This is a genomic window from Caulobacter sp. 73W (genome assembly GCF_041021955.1).
GTDB lineage: Bacteria > Pseudomonadota > Alphaproteobacteria > Caulobacterales > Caulobacteraceae > Caulobacter.
In genome coordinates this window covers 2,321,179-2,334,594 of the sequence record NZ_CP158375.1, presented here as the reverse complement: position 1 = coordinate 2,334,594, position 13,416 = coordinate 2,321,179, and the positions used below count along the sequence as shown (strand labels likewise).

The window sequence follows — 13,416 nt, the reverse complement described above, 5'->3', positions numbered from 1 at the left end:
TGGTAGCTTGGCCTTAGTCGCGATGATAGGGCGAGCCGGCCAGAATGGTCACCGCCCGATAGATCTGCTCGGCGAGCATCGCCCGGGCGAGGGCGTGGGGCCAGGTTTGCGGCCCGAACGCCAGCTTGCCGTTGGCCGCCGCCAGCAGGGACGGATCCAGCCCGTCGGCGCCGCCGATCACGAGCACCAGCTTGCGCACCCCGTCGTCACGCAGCTTGCCGATCTCGCCCGCGAAGGCCCGGGACGGGCGGGCGGCGCCGTGCTCGTCGCAGCAGATCACATGCGCGCCCTCGAAATGGGGACGAAGGACCTCGGCCTCGGCGGCCTTGCCCGGCTTGCGGGACTCGACCTCGACGATCTCCACCGGGCCAAGGCCCAGGGCGCGGCCTGACGCCGTGGCGCGCTGGCAGTAGTCGAGCGCCAGTTGCGCTTCGACCATCCGGCCCAGACGGCCCACAGTGAGCAGGGTGATACGCATGAGGGAGAGCGACGGCCCGCTTCAGACAGCGGGCCGCGGGGTCAGTTGGCGACGGTGCGCACCGGCGGCTCGACCGACCAGATCTTCTCGATGTTGTAGAAGGTGCGCACTTCGGGACGGAACAGGTGGACGATCACGTCACCCGCGTCGATCAGCACCCAGTCGCAATGCGGCAGGCCTTCGACCCGCGCACGACCGAAGCCCTCTTCCTTGAGGACGCGCAGCAGGTGGTCGGCCAAAGCGCCGACGTGACGGTGCGAACGGCCGGACGCCACGATCAGGCTGTCGGCGACGCTGCTTTTGTCTTTGAGATCGATGAAAACGACGTCCTGAGCCTTGTCGTCGTCGAGACGGGCGAGGATCAGTTTCTCCAGCGGCTTAGTCGGCCCTTGGTCGTCAGAAGAAGGCTCGACGGCGGTCGCCTGGCCTTCCGGCGCGCTGTGCGCGGACTCGCGGTTCAGCGGAATACTCCTATGGGTGGTCACGCAAGCGTCCGACCCTATCACAAAAATCCCCAGGTTGTGAGTGGTTTGACTCAGCCGCTCTTCGGCGCGCCCTCCTGCCGCGCCCGATCACGCAGGGCGGTGGACGAGGCGAAGTTCAAGGGCCCTGTCAGATAGACCCAGGACGGCGGGTCCGACCCGGGCAGCAGATGCGCCTCGGAGGCCGGTCGGCGGGCATGGGCGAACCGCCGCGCGGTGGGCGAAGTGCGCGCCTTGAGCGCCGCCCAGGGGCGCGAGACCACGGCCACGGGCACCTCGCGCATGATCTGGGTCCAGCCGCGCCAGCGGTGGAAGGTCGCCAGGCTGTCCGCCCCCATGATCCAGACGAAATGCACGCCCGGATGCCGCGCCTTCAGCAGGCGGATGGTGTCGAGGGTGTACTGAACGCCCAGCTGGGTCTCGGCCCCGCTGACGATCATCCTGGGCCCCCGCGCCCAGCGGGCGGCGTTGGCCATGCGCTGGGCCAGCGGCTGCGTCTCGGACGAGGCCTTGAGCGGGTTCTGCGGCGAGACGAGCCAGATCACCCGGTCCAGCTGCAGGCGCGACAGGGCCGTTTCAGCTACGTGGGCATGCCCCTCGTGCGCCGGGTTGAACGAGCCGCCGAACAGACCGACGCGCATGCCGGGCTGGAGGGTGAACCCCAGCCGCGACGCCGCCGGCCTGCCAGCCTCAGGGACGAGTCTGGCCGGTCCCGCGAACCACATACTTGAATGTCGTCAATTGCTCGGCCCCAACCGGGCCGCGGGCGTGAAGCTTGTCGGTGGCGATGCCGATCTCGGCCCCGAAGCCGAATTCGCCGCCGTCGGCGAACTGGGTCGAGGCGTTGACCAGCACGATGGCGGAATCGACCGAGGCGATGAAGGCGTCCGCCGTCGCCGCGTCCTCGGTCAGGATCGCGTCGGTATGGCCGGAGCCGTATGCGGCGATGTGGGCGGCCGCGCCCTCCACTCCATCGACCACCGCTACGGCGATGATCGGGGCGAGATATTCGGTCGACCAGTCCTCGGGCGTCGCGGCGGCCATGGGCGCGATGGCCCGCGCCGCCTCGTCGCCGCGCAGTTCGCACCCGGCCGCGGCCAGGGCCGCCGCGATCGGCGGCAGCAGGCGATCGGCGGCGGCGCGGTCGATCAGCAGAGTTTCGGCAGAGCCGCAGACGGACACCCGGCGCATCTTGGCGTTGACCACCACGGCCGTCGCCGTCTCCAGATCGGCGGCGGCGTGGACGAAGACGTGGTTGAGGCCTTCGAGGTGCCCCAGGACCGGCGCCCGCGCCTCGGCCTGCACGCGCGCCACCAGGCTCTTGCCGCCGCGCGGGATGATCAGGTCCACCGCGCCGTCGAGCCCGCCCAGGATCAGGCCCACCGCCGCGCGGTCCGTCGTCGGCACGGCCTGGACGCAGGCGGCCGGCAGACCGGCGGCCTTCAGGCCATCGACCACCGCCGCGTGGATCGCCAGGTTGCTGGCCGGGCACTCGGAGCCGCCGCGCAGGATGGCGGCGTTGCCGGACCGCACACACAGGGCCGCCGCGTCGGCGGTGACGTTCGGACGGCTCTCATAGATCATGGCGATCACGCCGATCGGCGTGCGGACCCGAGCGATGTCCAGGCCATTGGGCCGGTCCCAGCGGGCGATCTCGGAACCGACAGGGTCTGGAATGGCGGCGATGGCGGCCACCGCATCCGCCAGGGCGGCGATCCGCCCGGCGTCCAGCGCCATGCGGTCGATCAAGGCCTCGCTCAGGCCGTTGGCGCGCGCCTGCGCCTGGTCGGCCTGGTTGGCGGCAAGGATCAGGTCAGCCTGTTCACGGATGGCGGCGGCCATGCCGGCGATAGCGGCGGTGCGGACCTCGGGGCTGGCCAGACGCAAGGCGCGGGCGCCGTCCCGGGCTTCCCGCCCGATCCGCGCCATCGTCGCCTGCAGGGATGAACCCGCGTCGTCCATGGGCCTCGCCACTTATGCTCAAAGTGAGCCTTAGCCCTTTGTGACACTCACCGCCAGCGCTCAGGCGGTCTCCCCCGCCGCCAGGGCCAGGTCGTCGGCATGGATCACCGGGCCTTCGGTGAAGCCCAGGGCCGCCTCGATGGCGTCCGAGCGCAGGCCGGCGATGCGGGCGGCGTCGGCGACGTCGTAGCGGACGAGCCCTCGAGCCAACTCACGTCCCGCCTCATCGCGCACCAGTACGGCGTCGCCCTTGCCGAACCGCCCCTCGGCCGCCTTCACCCCGGCGGCCAGCAGGCTCTTGCCGCCGCGCAGGGCGGTCGCCGCCCCGTCGTCCACGGTCAGCGACCCTTGCGGCGCAAGCGATCCGGCGATCCAGGCCTTGTAGGCGGCGGCCGGCGTGGTCGAGGCCGCGAAGGTTGTCGAGCGCTCGCCGCTCTCAATGGCCAGCAGCGGCGAGGGCCGCGTGCCCAGGGTGACGATGGTGGCGCAGCCAGCCGCCCCGGCGATCCGTGCGGCGGCGATCTTGGTGGCCATGCCGCCGGTGCCCACCCCGGCCCCGGCGTTGGCGCCGCCCGCCATCGCCTCGATCTGCGGCGTCAGACGCTCCACCAGCGGGATGTGCCGCGCGGCCGGGTCGCGGCGCGGATCGGCGGTGTAGAGGCCGTCGATGTCCGACAGCAGGACCAGCGCGTCGGCGCCGGCCATCTGGGCGACGCGCGCCGCCAGCCGGTCGTTGTCGCCGTAGCGGATTTCCTCGGTGACGACAGTGTCGTTCTCATTGACTACCGGCACGACCTTCAGGGCCAGCAGGGTCTCGACCGTGGCGCGGGCGTTCAGCCAGCGGCGGCGCACCTCGGTGTCGTCACGGGTCAGCAGGACCTGGGCGCAGGCCGCGCCGTGCGGCTCGAAAGCCTCTTCCCAGGCCCGCATCAGCAGGCTCTGGCCGGCGGCGGCGGCGGCCTGCTTTTCCGGCAAGGTCAGGGCGCGCTTGGGCAGTCCCAGCCGGCGGCGGCCCAGCGCCACCGCGCCGGACGACACCACCAGGACCTGCCGCCCCTCGGCGCGCAGGCGGGCGGCGTCGGCGCAGAAGGCCTCCAGCCAGGCCCGGTTCGCCGCGCCGGTCTCGGAATCGATCAGTAAGGCCGAGCCGACCTTGACGACGATCCGACGGGCGGCGGCCAGGGACATCTAGGGGGTCCAGCCGTCGGCCGAGGGTTCTTCGTAATCCTCGTCGTCCTGGGAGACGATCTCGCCCCGACGCTCGCGCACCTTGGTCCAGGCCGCGCGCAGCAGGTCGGTCACGCCCTCGCCTGACACGCCGGAGACCAGCATGGGCTTCACGCCGGCGACCGCCTCAAGTTCGGCGGCCTTTTCGGCCCGGGTCTCGTCGTCCAGGGCGTCGACCTTGTTGAGCGCCAGGATTTCGGTCTTGTCGGCCAGATCCTCGTCATAGGCTTCCAGCTCGGCGCGGATGGTCTTCCACACCTCGCCCACGTTCTCCTGGGTGGCGTCGATCAGGTGGATCAGCGTCGCCGAACGCTCGACGTGGCCAAGGAACCGGGTGCCGAGACCCGCCCCTTCCGAGGCCCCCTCGATCAGGCCGGGAATGTCGGCCATGACGAAGCGCTCGGTTGGCGACAGGTCGACCACGCCCAGGTTCGGGGTCAGGGTGGTGAAGGGGTAGTCGGCGATCTTCGGCTTGGCCGCGCTGGCCGCCGCCAGGAAGGTCGACTTGCCCGCATTGGGCAGGCCCACCAGGCCCACGTCGGCGATCAGCTTCAGGCGAAGCCAGATCCACTTCTCCTCGCCTTCCTGACCCGGATTGGCGTGCTTGGGCGCCTGGTTGACCGGTCCCTTGAAGCGATCGTTGCCCCAGCCGCCGTTGCCCCCCTTGGCCAGCAGGATGCGCATCCCCGGCTCGTTCATGTCGGCTATGAGGGTCTCGCGGTCCTCTTCCATCACCTCGGTGCCGACGGGCACCTTCAGCACGATGTCCTGGCCCGCCGCGCCGTGGCGGTTACGGCCCATGCCGTGGACGCCGGTGTCGGCCTTGAAGTGCTGCTGGTAGCGATAATCGATCAGGGTGTTCAGGCCCTCGACGGCCTCGACCCACACGTCGCCGCCGCGGCCGCCGTCGCCGCCGTCGGGACCGCCGTATTCGATGTACTTCTCACGCCGGAAAGACACGGCGCCTCCGCCCCCGTTTCCGGAGCGGATGAAGATCTTGCACTGATCGAGAAACTTCATGGGCGTCTTTTGTCCCAAGCGGGCTTCGGCGTCGAGCCTCGCCCGGACATGATTCTGTCGCGGAGACGAATTGTTAGGGTGAACATGAGACAACCGGTCGCAGAGCGCACAAAGCGCTGCCACGACTTCTGATGATTAACGACCATAGGTTGCATTACTAGGGAGTTGCAAGGTTTGTCTGGTCCGCCGCCCAAAGCTGAAGTCTTGCAGGACCTCAAGAATTTGACCCTGCCGACGCTCGCCAAGAAGTACGACCGCGAAGCCAACATCCACCGCAACATCATGATGACCCGGGGCACCGGCATCACAGGCAACTGGCGCGACTTCCGAGCCTTCCTGAACGACATCGGCCCCTGCCCCGGCGAAGGTTTCAACCTTGTCCTACTGAACCGCTTCGAGCGCACCTACGGGCCCGGCAAGGCGCGCTGGATGAACAGCGCCCAGCAGCAGAAGCACGAGGAAGAGTTCGACAAGCAGGTCGCCGCCAAGGCCGCCGAGCAGAACAAGCTGCTGATGCAGGCCCAAGCCCTGAAGACCGCCAAGATGGGCGGCGTGCCCACCATGGGTCAGTGGACATCCATGGGCGGCCGCACGGTCGGTTATTCGGAAGTCGCCAAGCGCCTGAACATTCCGGTCGCGGCCCTGTCCAAGACCCTGAAGGACGGCCGCACCGCCGACGACCTGGTCAAGCGCGCCGGCTCGGCCGACGAGCTGATCGACCGCAACGCCCACTGGCTGCCGCCGGAAGAGAACAAGAAGGACAGCTTCCTGGAGGCTTTCCGGGTCTGGCACATGCAGGTGCTGCCGCCCTACAGCCGGGCCGCCACGCCAACCTTCCTGTTCCTCTACATCGCCCTGCCGATGATGAAGGAATGCCGGGACGAGCTGATCGACCTCAACCTGTGGACGCCGCTCGGCCACCGCGCCGAAGCCGCGCGTGACGCCCACGTCGCCTGGAAGAAATACACCGAGCTGATGCCCCGGGCGCAGGCGGCGATGATGGAGATTCCCATCTACGCCTCCTATTCGCTGCTTTCTGAGCTGGACAAGCTGTGCGAGCGCATCGTCACCGCCGAGTCCCGCTTCCGCGCCGGCCCCAAGGGACCGGGCGCGCAGGCGGCCTGATCCAGGCCGCCTGGCGACGTCAGGCCAGCCAGACCATCATCCGGGTTTCCGCCGGCTCGCCGCGAGCCCGCGACGGCTTGGCGTCGACGATCCCGGTATAGAGAAAGCCCGCCTTGCACAGGACCCGGCCGGAGGCTGGATTGTCGGCGAAGTGCCCCGCCACGACCAGGCGCTTGCGCCAGTCACGCGAAGCCCAGCTAAGCGCGCCCATCAGCGCCTCGCTCGCCAGACCGCGGCCCCAGTAGGCGGGCGCGATCCAGTAGCCGACTTCCGTACGGCCTTCCGGCGTCAGGAAGAATCCGAGCACGCCGACCAGCCCCTCGTTCTCCAGGGTGATGGCGAAGGTGTTGTCCTTGCGGCGATCCTGCATCTGAACCTGGACCACGAAGGCCTCGGCGTCCTCCGCGCTGTAGGGCCAGGGCATGCGCGTGGTCATCCTGGCCACGTCGTAGTCGATCAGTTGAGCCAGACGCGGGGCGTCGGCCAGCCGCGGCTCGCGCAGGACCAGCCGCCGCGTCTCGATAGTGGGGGTTTGGCCTATGACGTTCATGGCGACCTCCCTGGTCGATCCCGCCGCCTCCTTCGGACCCCCGTCCGACGTTGCGGCCAAAAAGAAAGCGGGGAGCCCGGCGTTCCCGGACTCCCCGCTTGGATCGTCTGTCCGGATCGCCACTCAAGTGCAGCGCGATCCGGGGAAGGTCTGGACCGCGCTTACTCTGCGGCCTGGGCCTGTGCGACCGGATCGATCGTCACGTAGGTGCGGTTGTCGCGCTTGGTCACGAAGCGCACGGCGCCGTTCACCAGAGCGAAGAGGGTATGGTCCTTGCCCATGCCCACGTTGACGCCCGGCCAGAACTTGGTGCCGCGCTGACGCACGACGATGTTGCCCGCCAGGACGGCTTCGCCGCCGAACTTCTTCACACCGAGACGGCGGCCAGCCGAATCGCGACCGTTGCGCGAGGAGCCGCCAGATTTTTTGTGAGCCATTGTGCTCTCCTGATCCTATGCGACGGGGCCTTAGGCCTCGCCGGCGTCCTTCTTGGCGGCGGCCTTCTTCGGCGCAGCCTTCTTGGCGGGGGCGGCTTCACCCTCGGCCTTGGCGGCCTTCGGAGCAGCAGCCTTCTTCGGCGCGGCGGCCTTGGCCTTCGGAGCCGGAGCGGCTTCCTTTGCTTCGACCGGAGCGGCGGTCACGGCGGCGTCGCCGAGGCCTCGAGCGCGCGCGTCCAGGATGCGCTTGCTGGTCAGGTCGACCGTGCCGTCCCACTTGTCCGACTTGGAGCCGTTGGCCACCGAGATCACGCGCAGGACCGTCTCGGTCTGGCGGTGACCGCGGGTGCGGCGATAGCCTTGGCGACGGATCTTCTTGAAGATCTTCACCTTCTCGCCCTTGCGGGTTTCGATCAGGGTCGCGCTCACGGCGGCGCCGGCCACCAGCGGGGCGCCGACAGTGACGGCGTCGCCGTCGCCCAGCATCAGGACCTGGTCGAACGCGATTTCCGCGCCCGGCTCGCCTTCGAGCTTCTCAACCACGAGCAGATCGCCCGCCTGAACCCGGTACTGCTTACCGCCGGTCTTGATCACCGCGTACATCGGTCGCGCCTTAAGCTTATGAAGTCCGAAGACTTGTTCTCAAAATGGATTGCGCCCGCGGGGCCAGCCTGCGGGCGAGGGAGCGCTCTTATACAGCGCAAGACCGGGGAGTCAACGCGGCGGCGGGTGAAAACCCGTCGCGACCGGCTGCATATAGAGTGCTTCGCCTTCTTCGCCAGCACGCTCTGGCGGTTACAGTATAGCATCCTGTAGAGAGGGGCGTGACCTCGACCCTCTTCGCCTCAATCGCCGCGACCGGCTTCGCCGTGGCCTTCCTGCACGCGGCCCTGCCAACTCACTGGCTGCCGTTCGTGCTGGTGGGCCGCGCGCAGGGCTGGTCGGCGGGACGAACCCTGGGCGTCGCCATGCTGGCGGCGGTCGGCCACGTGGCGGTCACCACCCTGCTGGGCGCGATCCTGGTCACCGCCGGCCTGGCGCTGGAAGAGCAGCTGGGCGGCATCTTCGGCCTGCTGGTCGCCGGCGGCATGGCGGGCCTGGGACTCTATTATCTATGGCGGGGCCGCAAGCACGCGCATCTGCATGGGGCCGCGCGGTCCTATCGCTCCGATCGCGCGGCGGTTCTGGGCCTGGTCACGCTGCTGGCCCTGTCGCCCTGCGAGGCCTTCCTGCCGATCTTCCTCGCCGGCACGCCGCACGGCTGGGGCGGCTTCGCGGCCCTGATCGCGGTGCTGATGACGGCGACCGCTCTGGGCATGCTGCTGTTCACGGCCCTCAGCCTGGCCGGCGTGCAGCGGCTGAAGCTCGACGCCCTGCAACGGCACGAGACCACGATCATGGGCCTAACCCTGCTGCTCATGGCGCTGATCGTCGTGCTGATGGAAGTCTAAGGCGGTTTCGAAACCGCGCCCGGCGCACTAGATAGGCGCCATGAGCATCGAACAAACTCCCGTCACCGTCCTGACCGGCTACCTCGGCGCCGGCAAGACCACCCTGCTGAACCGCATCCTCACCGAGGATCACGGCAAGAAGTACGCCGTGATCGTCAACGAGTTCGGCGAGGTCGGCATCGACAACGACCTCGTCGTCGACACCGACGAGGAAGTGTTCGAGATGAACAACGGCTGCGTCTGCTGCACGGTGCGCGGCGACCTGATCCGCGTCCTGTCCGGCCTGATGAAGCGCAAGGGCAAGTTCGACGCCATCGTCGTGGAGACGACCGGCCTGGCCGATCCGGGCCCGGTGGCCCAGACGTTCTTCGTCGATGACGAGGTCAAGGCCCGCACCAAGCTGGACAGCGTCACCACCGTGGTCGACGCCAAGCACATCCTGCAGCGCCTGGCCGACAGCAAGGAAGCGGTCGAGCAGATCGCCTTCGCCGACCAGATCGTGCTGAACAAGACCGACCTGGTCAGCGCCGACGAGCTGCGGATGGTCGAGGCGCAGGTCCGCCGCATCAATCCGCTGGCCCCGATCCATCACGCCCAGCGCTCCAACGTGCCCCTGGACGCCATTCTTGGCCGAGGCTCCTTCGACCTGGACCGCATCACCGAGATCGAGCCGCAGTTCCTGAACCCGGGCCACGGCGAGCACGGCCACGTGCATGACGAGCACTGCGGCCACGACCACGATCATGACCACCATCATCACGATCACGGTCACGACCATCATCACCACGACCACGTGGCTGAGGCTGGCATCCGGGGGGTCTCCCTGACCCTCGATACGCCGGTGGACGGGACCAAGGTCACCACCTGGCTGAACAACCTGCTGGCCGCCCAAGGTCCCGACATCCTGCGAGCCAAGGGAATCCTAGACGTGCAGGGCGAGGACAAGCGCCTGGTCTTCCAGGCCGTGCACATGATTCTGGAGGGCGACTTGCAGCGCGAATGGCGCGAGGGCGAGCGTCGCTACAGCCGTATGGTCTTCATCGGCCGCAACCTGGACGAGGCCGCCCTGCGGACCGGGTTCGAGGCCTGCGCCGCCTAGGACCTGGAGGGCGCGGCCTAAACCGCGCCCGACCTTCCCGCCGATCAGGCAAAGAAAAAGGCCGGATGCTCGCGCATCCGGCCTTTTCCGTGCTCGAAGCCGTGAGGCTTACGAGATGTCTTCGTTGATCAGGCCGACCTTGTAATAGCCGTTGCCTTGCAGTTCGTTCAGCACCGCCATGAAGTCCTGGTACAGGACGTCGGCGTCGGCGCGGATCATGATGCGCTCTTCCTGCGGGATGGCGCCCGGCGACTGGGCGGCGATCTTGCCGGCCAGGTCGGACGGCAGGCCTTCCAGGCTGGTTTGCTGTTCGGCGAGGAACAGGGCGCCCGACTTCTGGATCGAGATGAAGATCGGCTCTTTAGGCTTGTCTTCCGGGCTCGGCGGGGTCGCCGGCGGAAGATCGACCTTGATGGCCACGGTGGCCATCGGCACGGCGACCATGAAAATGATCAGCAGAACGAGCAGGATGTCCACGAAAGGCGTGACGTTGATCTCGTTGTTCTGACCGAGATCGTACTTACCACCGCCACCGCCGGAAAGCTTTGCAGCCATCGACAAAAATCTCCCAATCACCGCGCCTATGCGCAGCCTTTATCGTCGGGAATGACTTCTGGCGCGGATATTTTTGGAAGTAAAGTGCAAGTTGGAGCCGAGACGCAGACTCTCGCAAGACTCCCGTTTCGCGTGCACAAATAAGGGCGTTTCGCCGCACGCCGGTACGCCGATTTCGCCCTTCCCGCCTAGCGCGGAGCCTGCCGGCGGGCTAATCGCGGGTCATGATCTTCGACTTCGACGCTTTCGTCACCGCCGCCCTTTTTGATTCTCATGGCCATGCGGCCTTCGCCCTGGGGGACGGCACCGTCCGCCTGCAGACGCAGGACGGCTTCGTCACGGTCGAGGCGCACGACGGCGCGGTGCTGTCGGCCTGCGCCCACCCCTCCGGAACCGGGATCGTCACCGGCGGGGACGACGGCGCGGTCGTCTGGTCGCGCATCGAAGGCGGCGAAGTGGCCGTCACGCGCCTGGCCGAGGTGAAGGGCCGCTGGATCGAGGCGGTCGCCGCCAGTCCGGTCTCCGGCCTGATCGCCTTCGCGGCGGGCAAGGCCATGCACGTCATCGACATCGCCGACGCCAGCTTCAGCCGCATCTACGCGCACGAGAAGGCGGTGTCGGACATCGCCTTCGACCCGAAGGGCAAACGCATCGCCACCGCATCCTATGGCGGCGCGCATCTTTGGTGGGCGCGGATCGAGAACCAGAAGCCGCAGGTCCTCAAGTGGGCCGGCAGCCACATCGCCATCGCCTGGAGCCCGGACGGCAAGTTCCTGATCTCGGCCATGCAGGAAAACCAGCTGCACGGCTGGCGGCTGTCCGACGGCAAGGACATGCGGATGGGCGGCTATCCGGCCAAGCCGCGCAGCCTGGCCTTCTTCGACGGCGGCAAGGTTCTGGCCACGGCCGGCGCCAACGGCGCGGTCATCTGGCCATTCGCCGGCTCCAACGGCCCGATGGGCAAGGAAGCGGCCGAGATCGGTTTCCACCGCGAAAGCCTCTCGACCCGCGTGGCGGCGCGCCTGGACGGCCAGGTGGTGGTGGCCGGCATGAACGATGGCCGCGTCTGGGCCGCGAGCCTGCGGTCAGGTCGCCTGGAGACCCTGAAGGCGGAGAAGGGCGCGGCGATCAGCGCCCTGTCGGTGTCGTCGGACGGCGCCCGTGTGACCTTCGGTGACGAGGTCGGCGCGGCCGGCGTGCTGGACGTTCCCGAGCTCTAGTAGTCCTCGCCGTCGGCGCGGCCCCACCAGAACAGCTGGTAAAGGGCGTTCAGGGCGCTGATCACCATCAGCGCGCCGATGCCGGCGAAGGCGAAGCCGATCATGTCGCCCATCAGCTCCCCGCCGATCATGGCGAGGCCCGCAATGCCGGCCGTGGCCGCCAGCAGACCCATGATCAGGGCGGCGCGGAAGAACGTGCGAGCGGGGCGGAGAAGGGGATCGGTCATGGCTGCACTTAGCGCCGCCGCCCGCCACGATTGAATAGCGTAGAACTACCAGTCGTAGTTCTACGGCGCCGCTGCTCAGTCCTCGAAACCGCGCAGTTCCGCCCAGGCCTCAAAGGGATCGCGGCGGGTCCGCAGGGTGTTCACCGGATGCCCCTCGTCCGGCCAGCCTAGGGCCATGCCGGCGAACAGCATGTGGTCTTCGGGCAGATCCAGAAACTTGGCGACGGTCTGGGCGTAGATCGACCAGAACTCCTGGGCGCAGGTGCCAAGCCCGCGCTCCTGCGCCAGCAGCATCACCGTCTGCATGTACATGCCCAGATCCGCCCACTGCGGCGGACCCAGCTTGCGATCCAGCGAGAAGAACAGGCCCACGGGAGCGCCGAAGAAGTCGGCGTTGCCGCCGAACTGCCGCATGCGGCCGATCTTGTCTTCCCGAGGAATGCCAAGCGCGCCGTACAGGTCCTCGCCGCACTGGAAGCGCCGCGTGCGGAACGGCTCCCACAGGTTCGGCGGATAGACGTCGTACTCGGCGCCGTCCGGCTGACCTAGCCTGCCTGCGATGATCGCCTTGAACGCCGCCAGCGGCTCGCCGGCCAGGGCGTGGACCCGCCAGGGCTGAAGGTTTCCGCCCGACGAAGTCTTGGCCGCCGCCTGCAGGATTTCACGCACCACCTCGCCGGAAACCGGCCGATCGGTGAAGGCGCGGACGGAGATGCGCTGCTGGACAGCTTCGGTCACGGTCATGCTTGTTCCCGTTAAGGACAAATCAGAACCACACCGCTAGCATCGCTCCGCCGCGTCAAGGCAAGGGGCGTATCCACACCGATGGCGAAATCGAAGAAGTCGGCTGCCCGCAAGCCGAATAGGACCGCTAAGCCGAAGACGCGCTTCGGCCGCATGATCGGCATGGCCCTGATGGTCCTGCTTTTGGTCGGCGTGGTCGGCCCGGTGCTGACGGTGATCGTCTATCGCTTCGTGCCGCCGCCGGTCACCTTCCTGATGATCCAGCGGATGTTCGAGGGCAAAGGGCTGGACCGCAAATGGATCGCCCTGGACGACATGTCCCCCGCCCTGCCCCGCGCGGTGATCGCCGCCGAGGACGCCAAGTTCTGCCAGCACAACGGCTTCGACTTCACCGCCATGCAGAAGGCGATGAAGAACAATGAGCGCCGGCCCAGCAAGATCCGCGGCGGCTCGACCATCAGCCAGCAGACCGCCAAAAACGTCTTCCTGTGGCCGCAGCGATCCTATGTCCGCAAGGGATTGGAGGCCTATTTCACGGTCCTGATCGAGACGATTTGGGGCAAGAAGCGGATCATGGAGGTCTATCTGAACTCCATCGAGATGGGCCCCGGCATCTATGGGGCCGAGGCCGCCGCCCAGCGCTACTTCCGGGTCAGCGCCGCCGACTTGTCCGGGGCCCAGGCCGCCCGCATGGCCGCCATCCTGCCCAGCCCGCTGAAATGGAAGGCCGCCAAGCCGGGCCCCTATGTGAAGCGCCGCTCGCGCAAGATCACCGCCGCCGCCGGCACGGTCCGCCGCGACGGCCTGGCAGCCTGCGTGATCTGAAGACGGACACCTCC

The 13,416-nt window shown here is 68.0% G+C and carries 17 protein-coding genes; 5 read left to right on the top strand and 12 right to left on the bottom strand.

Annotation, left to right across the window (positions count from 1 at the left end; all coding sequences use genetic code 11):
- Positions 1 to 13 precede the first annotated feature (13 nt).
- The 6 genes from rlmH to obgE all read right to left on the bottom strand — a co-directional run bounded on the left by rlmH (position 14) and on the right by obgE (position 5,169).
- A complete protein-coding gene (rlmH, locus tag ABOZ73_RS10990) occupies positions 14 to 478 on the bottom strand; it encodes a 23S rRNA (pseudouridine(1915)-N(3))-methyltransferase RlmH (protein WP_369058189.1) in 465 nt (154 codons plus the stop codon).
- 41 nt (positions 479 to 519) lie between these two features.
- The gene (gene rsfS / locus ABOZ73_RS10985) at positions 520 to 939 is read right to left on the bottom strand and encodes a ribosome silencing factor (RefSeq protein WP_369062526.1); all 420 of its coding nucleotides are present in this window, start codon (positions 937 to 939) and stop codon (positions 520 to 522) included.
- Positions 940 to 1,013: 74 nt separating this feature from the next.
- Positions 1,014 to 1,685, bottom strand: a complete 672-nt coding sequence (locus tag ABOZ73_RS10980; protein WP_369058188.1) for a nicotinate-nucleotide adenylyltransferase — start codon at positions 1,683 to 1,685, stop codon at positions 1,014 to 1,016.
- Positions 1,651 to 2,922, bottom strand: a complete 1,272-nt coding sequence (locus ABOZ73_RS10975; RefSeq protein ID WP_369058187.1) for a glutamate-5-semialdehyde dehydrogenase — start codon at positions 2,920 to 2,922, stop codon at positions 1,651 to 1,653. The genes ABOZ73_RS10980 and ABOZ73_RS10975 overlap by 35 nt, the downstream gene beginning before the upstream one ends.
- 60 nt (positions 2,923 to 2,982) lie before the next feature.
- Positions 2,983 to 4,110 (bottom strand): glutamate 5-kinase, encoded by a 1,128-nt coding sequence (gene proB / locus ABOZ73_RS10970; RefSeq protein WP_369058186.1) that lies wholly within the window; start codon positions 4,108 to 4,110, stop codon positions 2,983 to 2,985.
- Complete coding sequence (gene obgE, locus ABOZ73_RS10965; RefSeq protein WP_369058185.1) at positions 4,111 to 5,169, bottom strand: GTPase ObgE; 1,059 nt, start codon at positions 5,167 to 5,169, stop codon at positions 4,111 to 4,113. It abuts the gene before it with no gap.
- A 222-nt stretch (positions 5,170 to 5,391) separates the two neighbouring features.
- Between obgE and ABOZ73_RS10960 the strand changes: the two genes are divergently transcribed.
- The gene (locus ABOZ73_RS10960; protein WP_369058184.1) at positions 5,392 to 6,294 is read left to right on the top strand and encodes a hypothetical protein; all 903 of its coding nucleotides are present in this window, start codon (positions 5,392 to 5,394) and stop codon (positions 6,292 to 6,294) included.
- 19 nt (positions 6,295 to 6,313) lie between these two features.
- Here ABOZ73_RS10960 and ABOZ73_RS10955 read toward each other — a convergent pair whose 3' ends face one another.
- The 3 genes from ABOZ73_RS10955 to rplU all read right to left on the bottom strand — a co-directional run bounded on the left by ABOZ73_RS10955 (position 6,314) and on the right by rplU (position 7,884).
- Positions 6,314 to 6,844 carry a GNAT family N-acetyltransferase gene (locus tag ABOZ73_RS10955; protein ID WP_369058183.1) on the bottom strand — a complete coding sequence of 177 codons (531 nt, stop codon included), beginning with the start codon at positions 6,842 to 6,844 and terminating at the stop codon, positions 6,314 to 6,316.
- Positions 6,845 to 7,005: 161 nt separating this feature from the next.
- Complete coding sequence (gene rpmA, locus ABOZ73_RS10950; RefSeq protein WP_277785147.1) at positions 7,006 to 7,281, bottom strand: 50S ribosomal protein L27; 276 nt, start codon at positions 7,279 to 7,281, stop codon at positions 7,006 to 7,008.
- Positions 7,282 to 7,311: 30 nt separating this feature from the next.
- Positions 7,312 to 7,884: a 50S ribosomal protein L21 gene (rplU, locus tag ABOZ73_RS10945; RefSeq protein WP_369058182.1), complete on the bottom strand. Its 573-nt coding sequence runs from the start codon at positions 7,882 to 7,884 to the stop codon at positions 7,312 to 7,314.
- Positions 7,885 to 8,105: 221 nt separating this feature from the next.
- On the opposite strand from rplU, the gene ABOZ73_RS10940 reads away from it, so the two are divergent.
- Complete coding sequence (locus ABOZ73_RS10940) at positions 8,106 to 8,732, top strand: hypothetical protein (RefSeq protein ID WP_369058181.1); 627 nt, start codon at positions 8,106 to 8,108, stop codon at positions 8,730 to 8,732.
- A gap of 40 nt (positions 8,733 to 8,772) precedes the next feature.
- Positions 8,773 to 9,831, top strand: coding sequence for a GTP-binding protein (locus ABOZ73_RS10935; protein WP_369058180.1), 1,059 nt, complete (start codon positions 8,773 to 8,775; stop codon positions 9,829 to 9,831).
- A gap of 108 nt (positions 9,832 to 9,939) precedes the next feature.
- Here ABOZ73_RS10935 and ABOZ73_RS10930 read toward each other — a convergent pair whose 3' ends face one another.
- Positions 9,940 to 10,386 (bottom strand): biopolymer transporter ExbD, encoded by a 447-nt coding sequence (locus tag ABOZ73_RS10930; RefSeq protein WP_369058179.1) that lies wholly within the window; start codon positions 10,384 to 10,386, stop codon positions 9,940 to 9,942.
- 224 nt (positions 10,387 to 10,610) lie between these two features.
- Here ABOZ73_RS10930 and ABOZ73_RS10925 point away from each other — a divergent pair, with 224 nt between their 5' ends.
- A complete protein-coding gene (locus ABOZ73_RS10925; protein ID WP_369058178.1) occupies positions 10,611 to 11,606 on the top strand; it encodes a WD40 repeat domain-containing protein in 996 nt (331 codons plus the stop codon).
- On the opposite strand, the gene ABOZ73_RS10920 is transcribed toward ABOZ73_RS10925, so the two are convergent.
- Complete coding sequence (locus ABOZ73_RS10920) at positions 11,603 to 11,833, bottom strand: hypothetical protein (protein ID WP_369058177.1); 231 nt, start codon at positions 11,831 to 11,833, stop codon at positions 11,603 to 11,605. The genes ABOZ73_RS10925 and ABOZ73_RS10920 overlap by 4 nt on opposite strands.
- Positions 11,834 to 11,908: 75 nt before the next feature.
- On the bottom strand, positions 11,909 to 12,577 hold the full coding sequence (locus ABOZ73_RS10915) for a nitroreductase (protein WP_369058176.1): 669 nt from the start codon (positions 12,575 to 12,577) through the stop codon (positions 11,909 to 11,911).
- An 81-nt stretch (positions 12,578 to 12,658) separates the two neighbouring features.
- Here ABOZ73_RS10915 and mtgA point away from each other — a divergent pair, with 81 nt between their 5' ends.
- Entirely contained in the window at positions 12,659 to 13,402 is a 744-nt protein-coding gene (mtgA, locus tag ABOZ73_RS10910) for a monofunctional biosynthetic peptidoglycan transglycosylase (protein WP_369058175.1), read from the top strand.
- Positions 13,403 to 13,416: the final 14 nt, after the last annotated feature.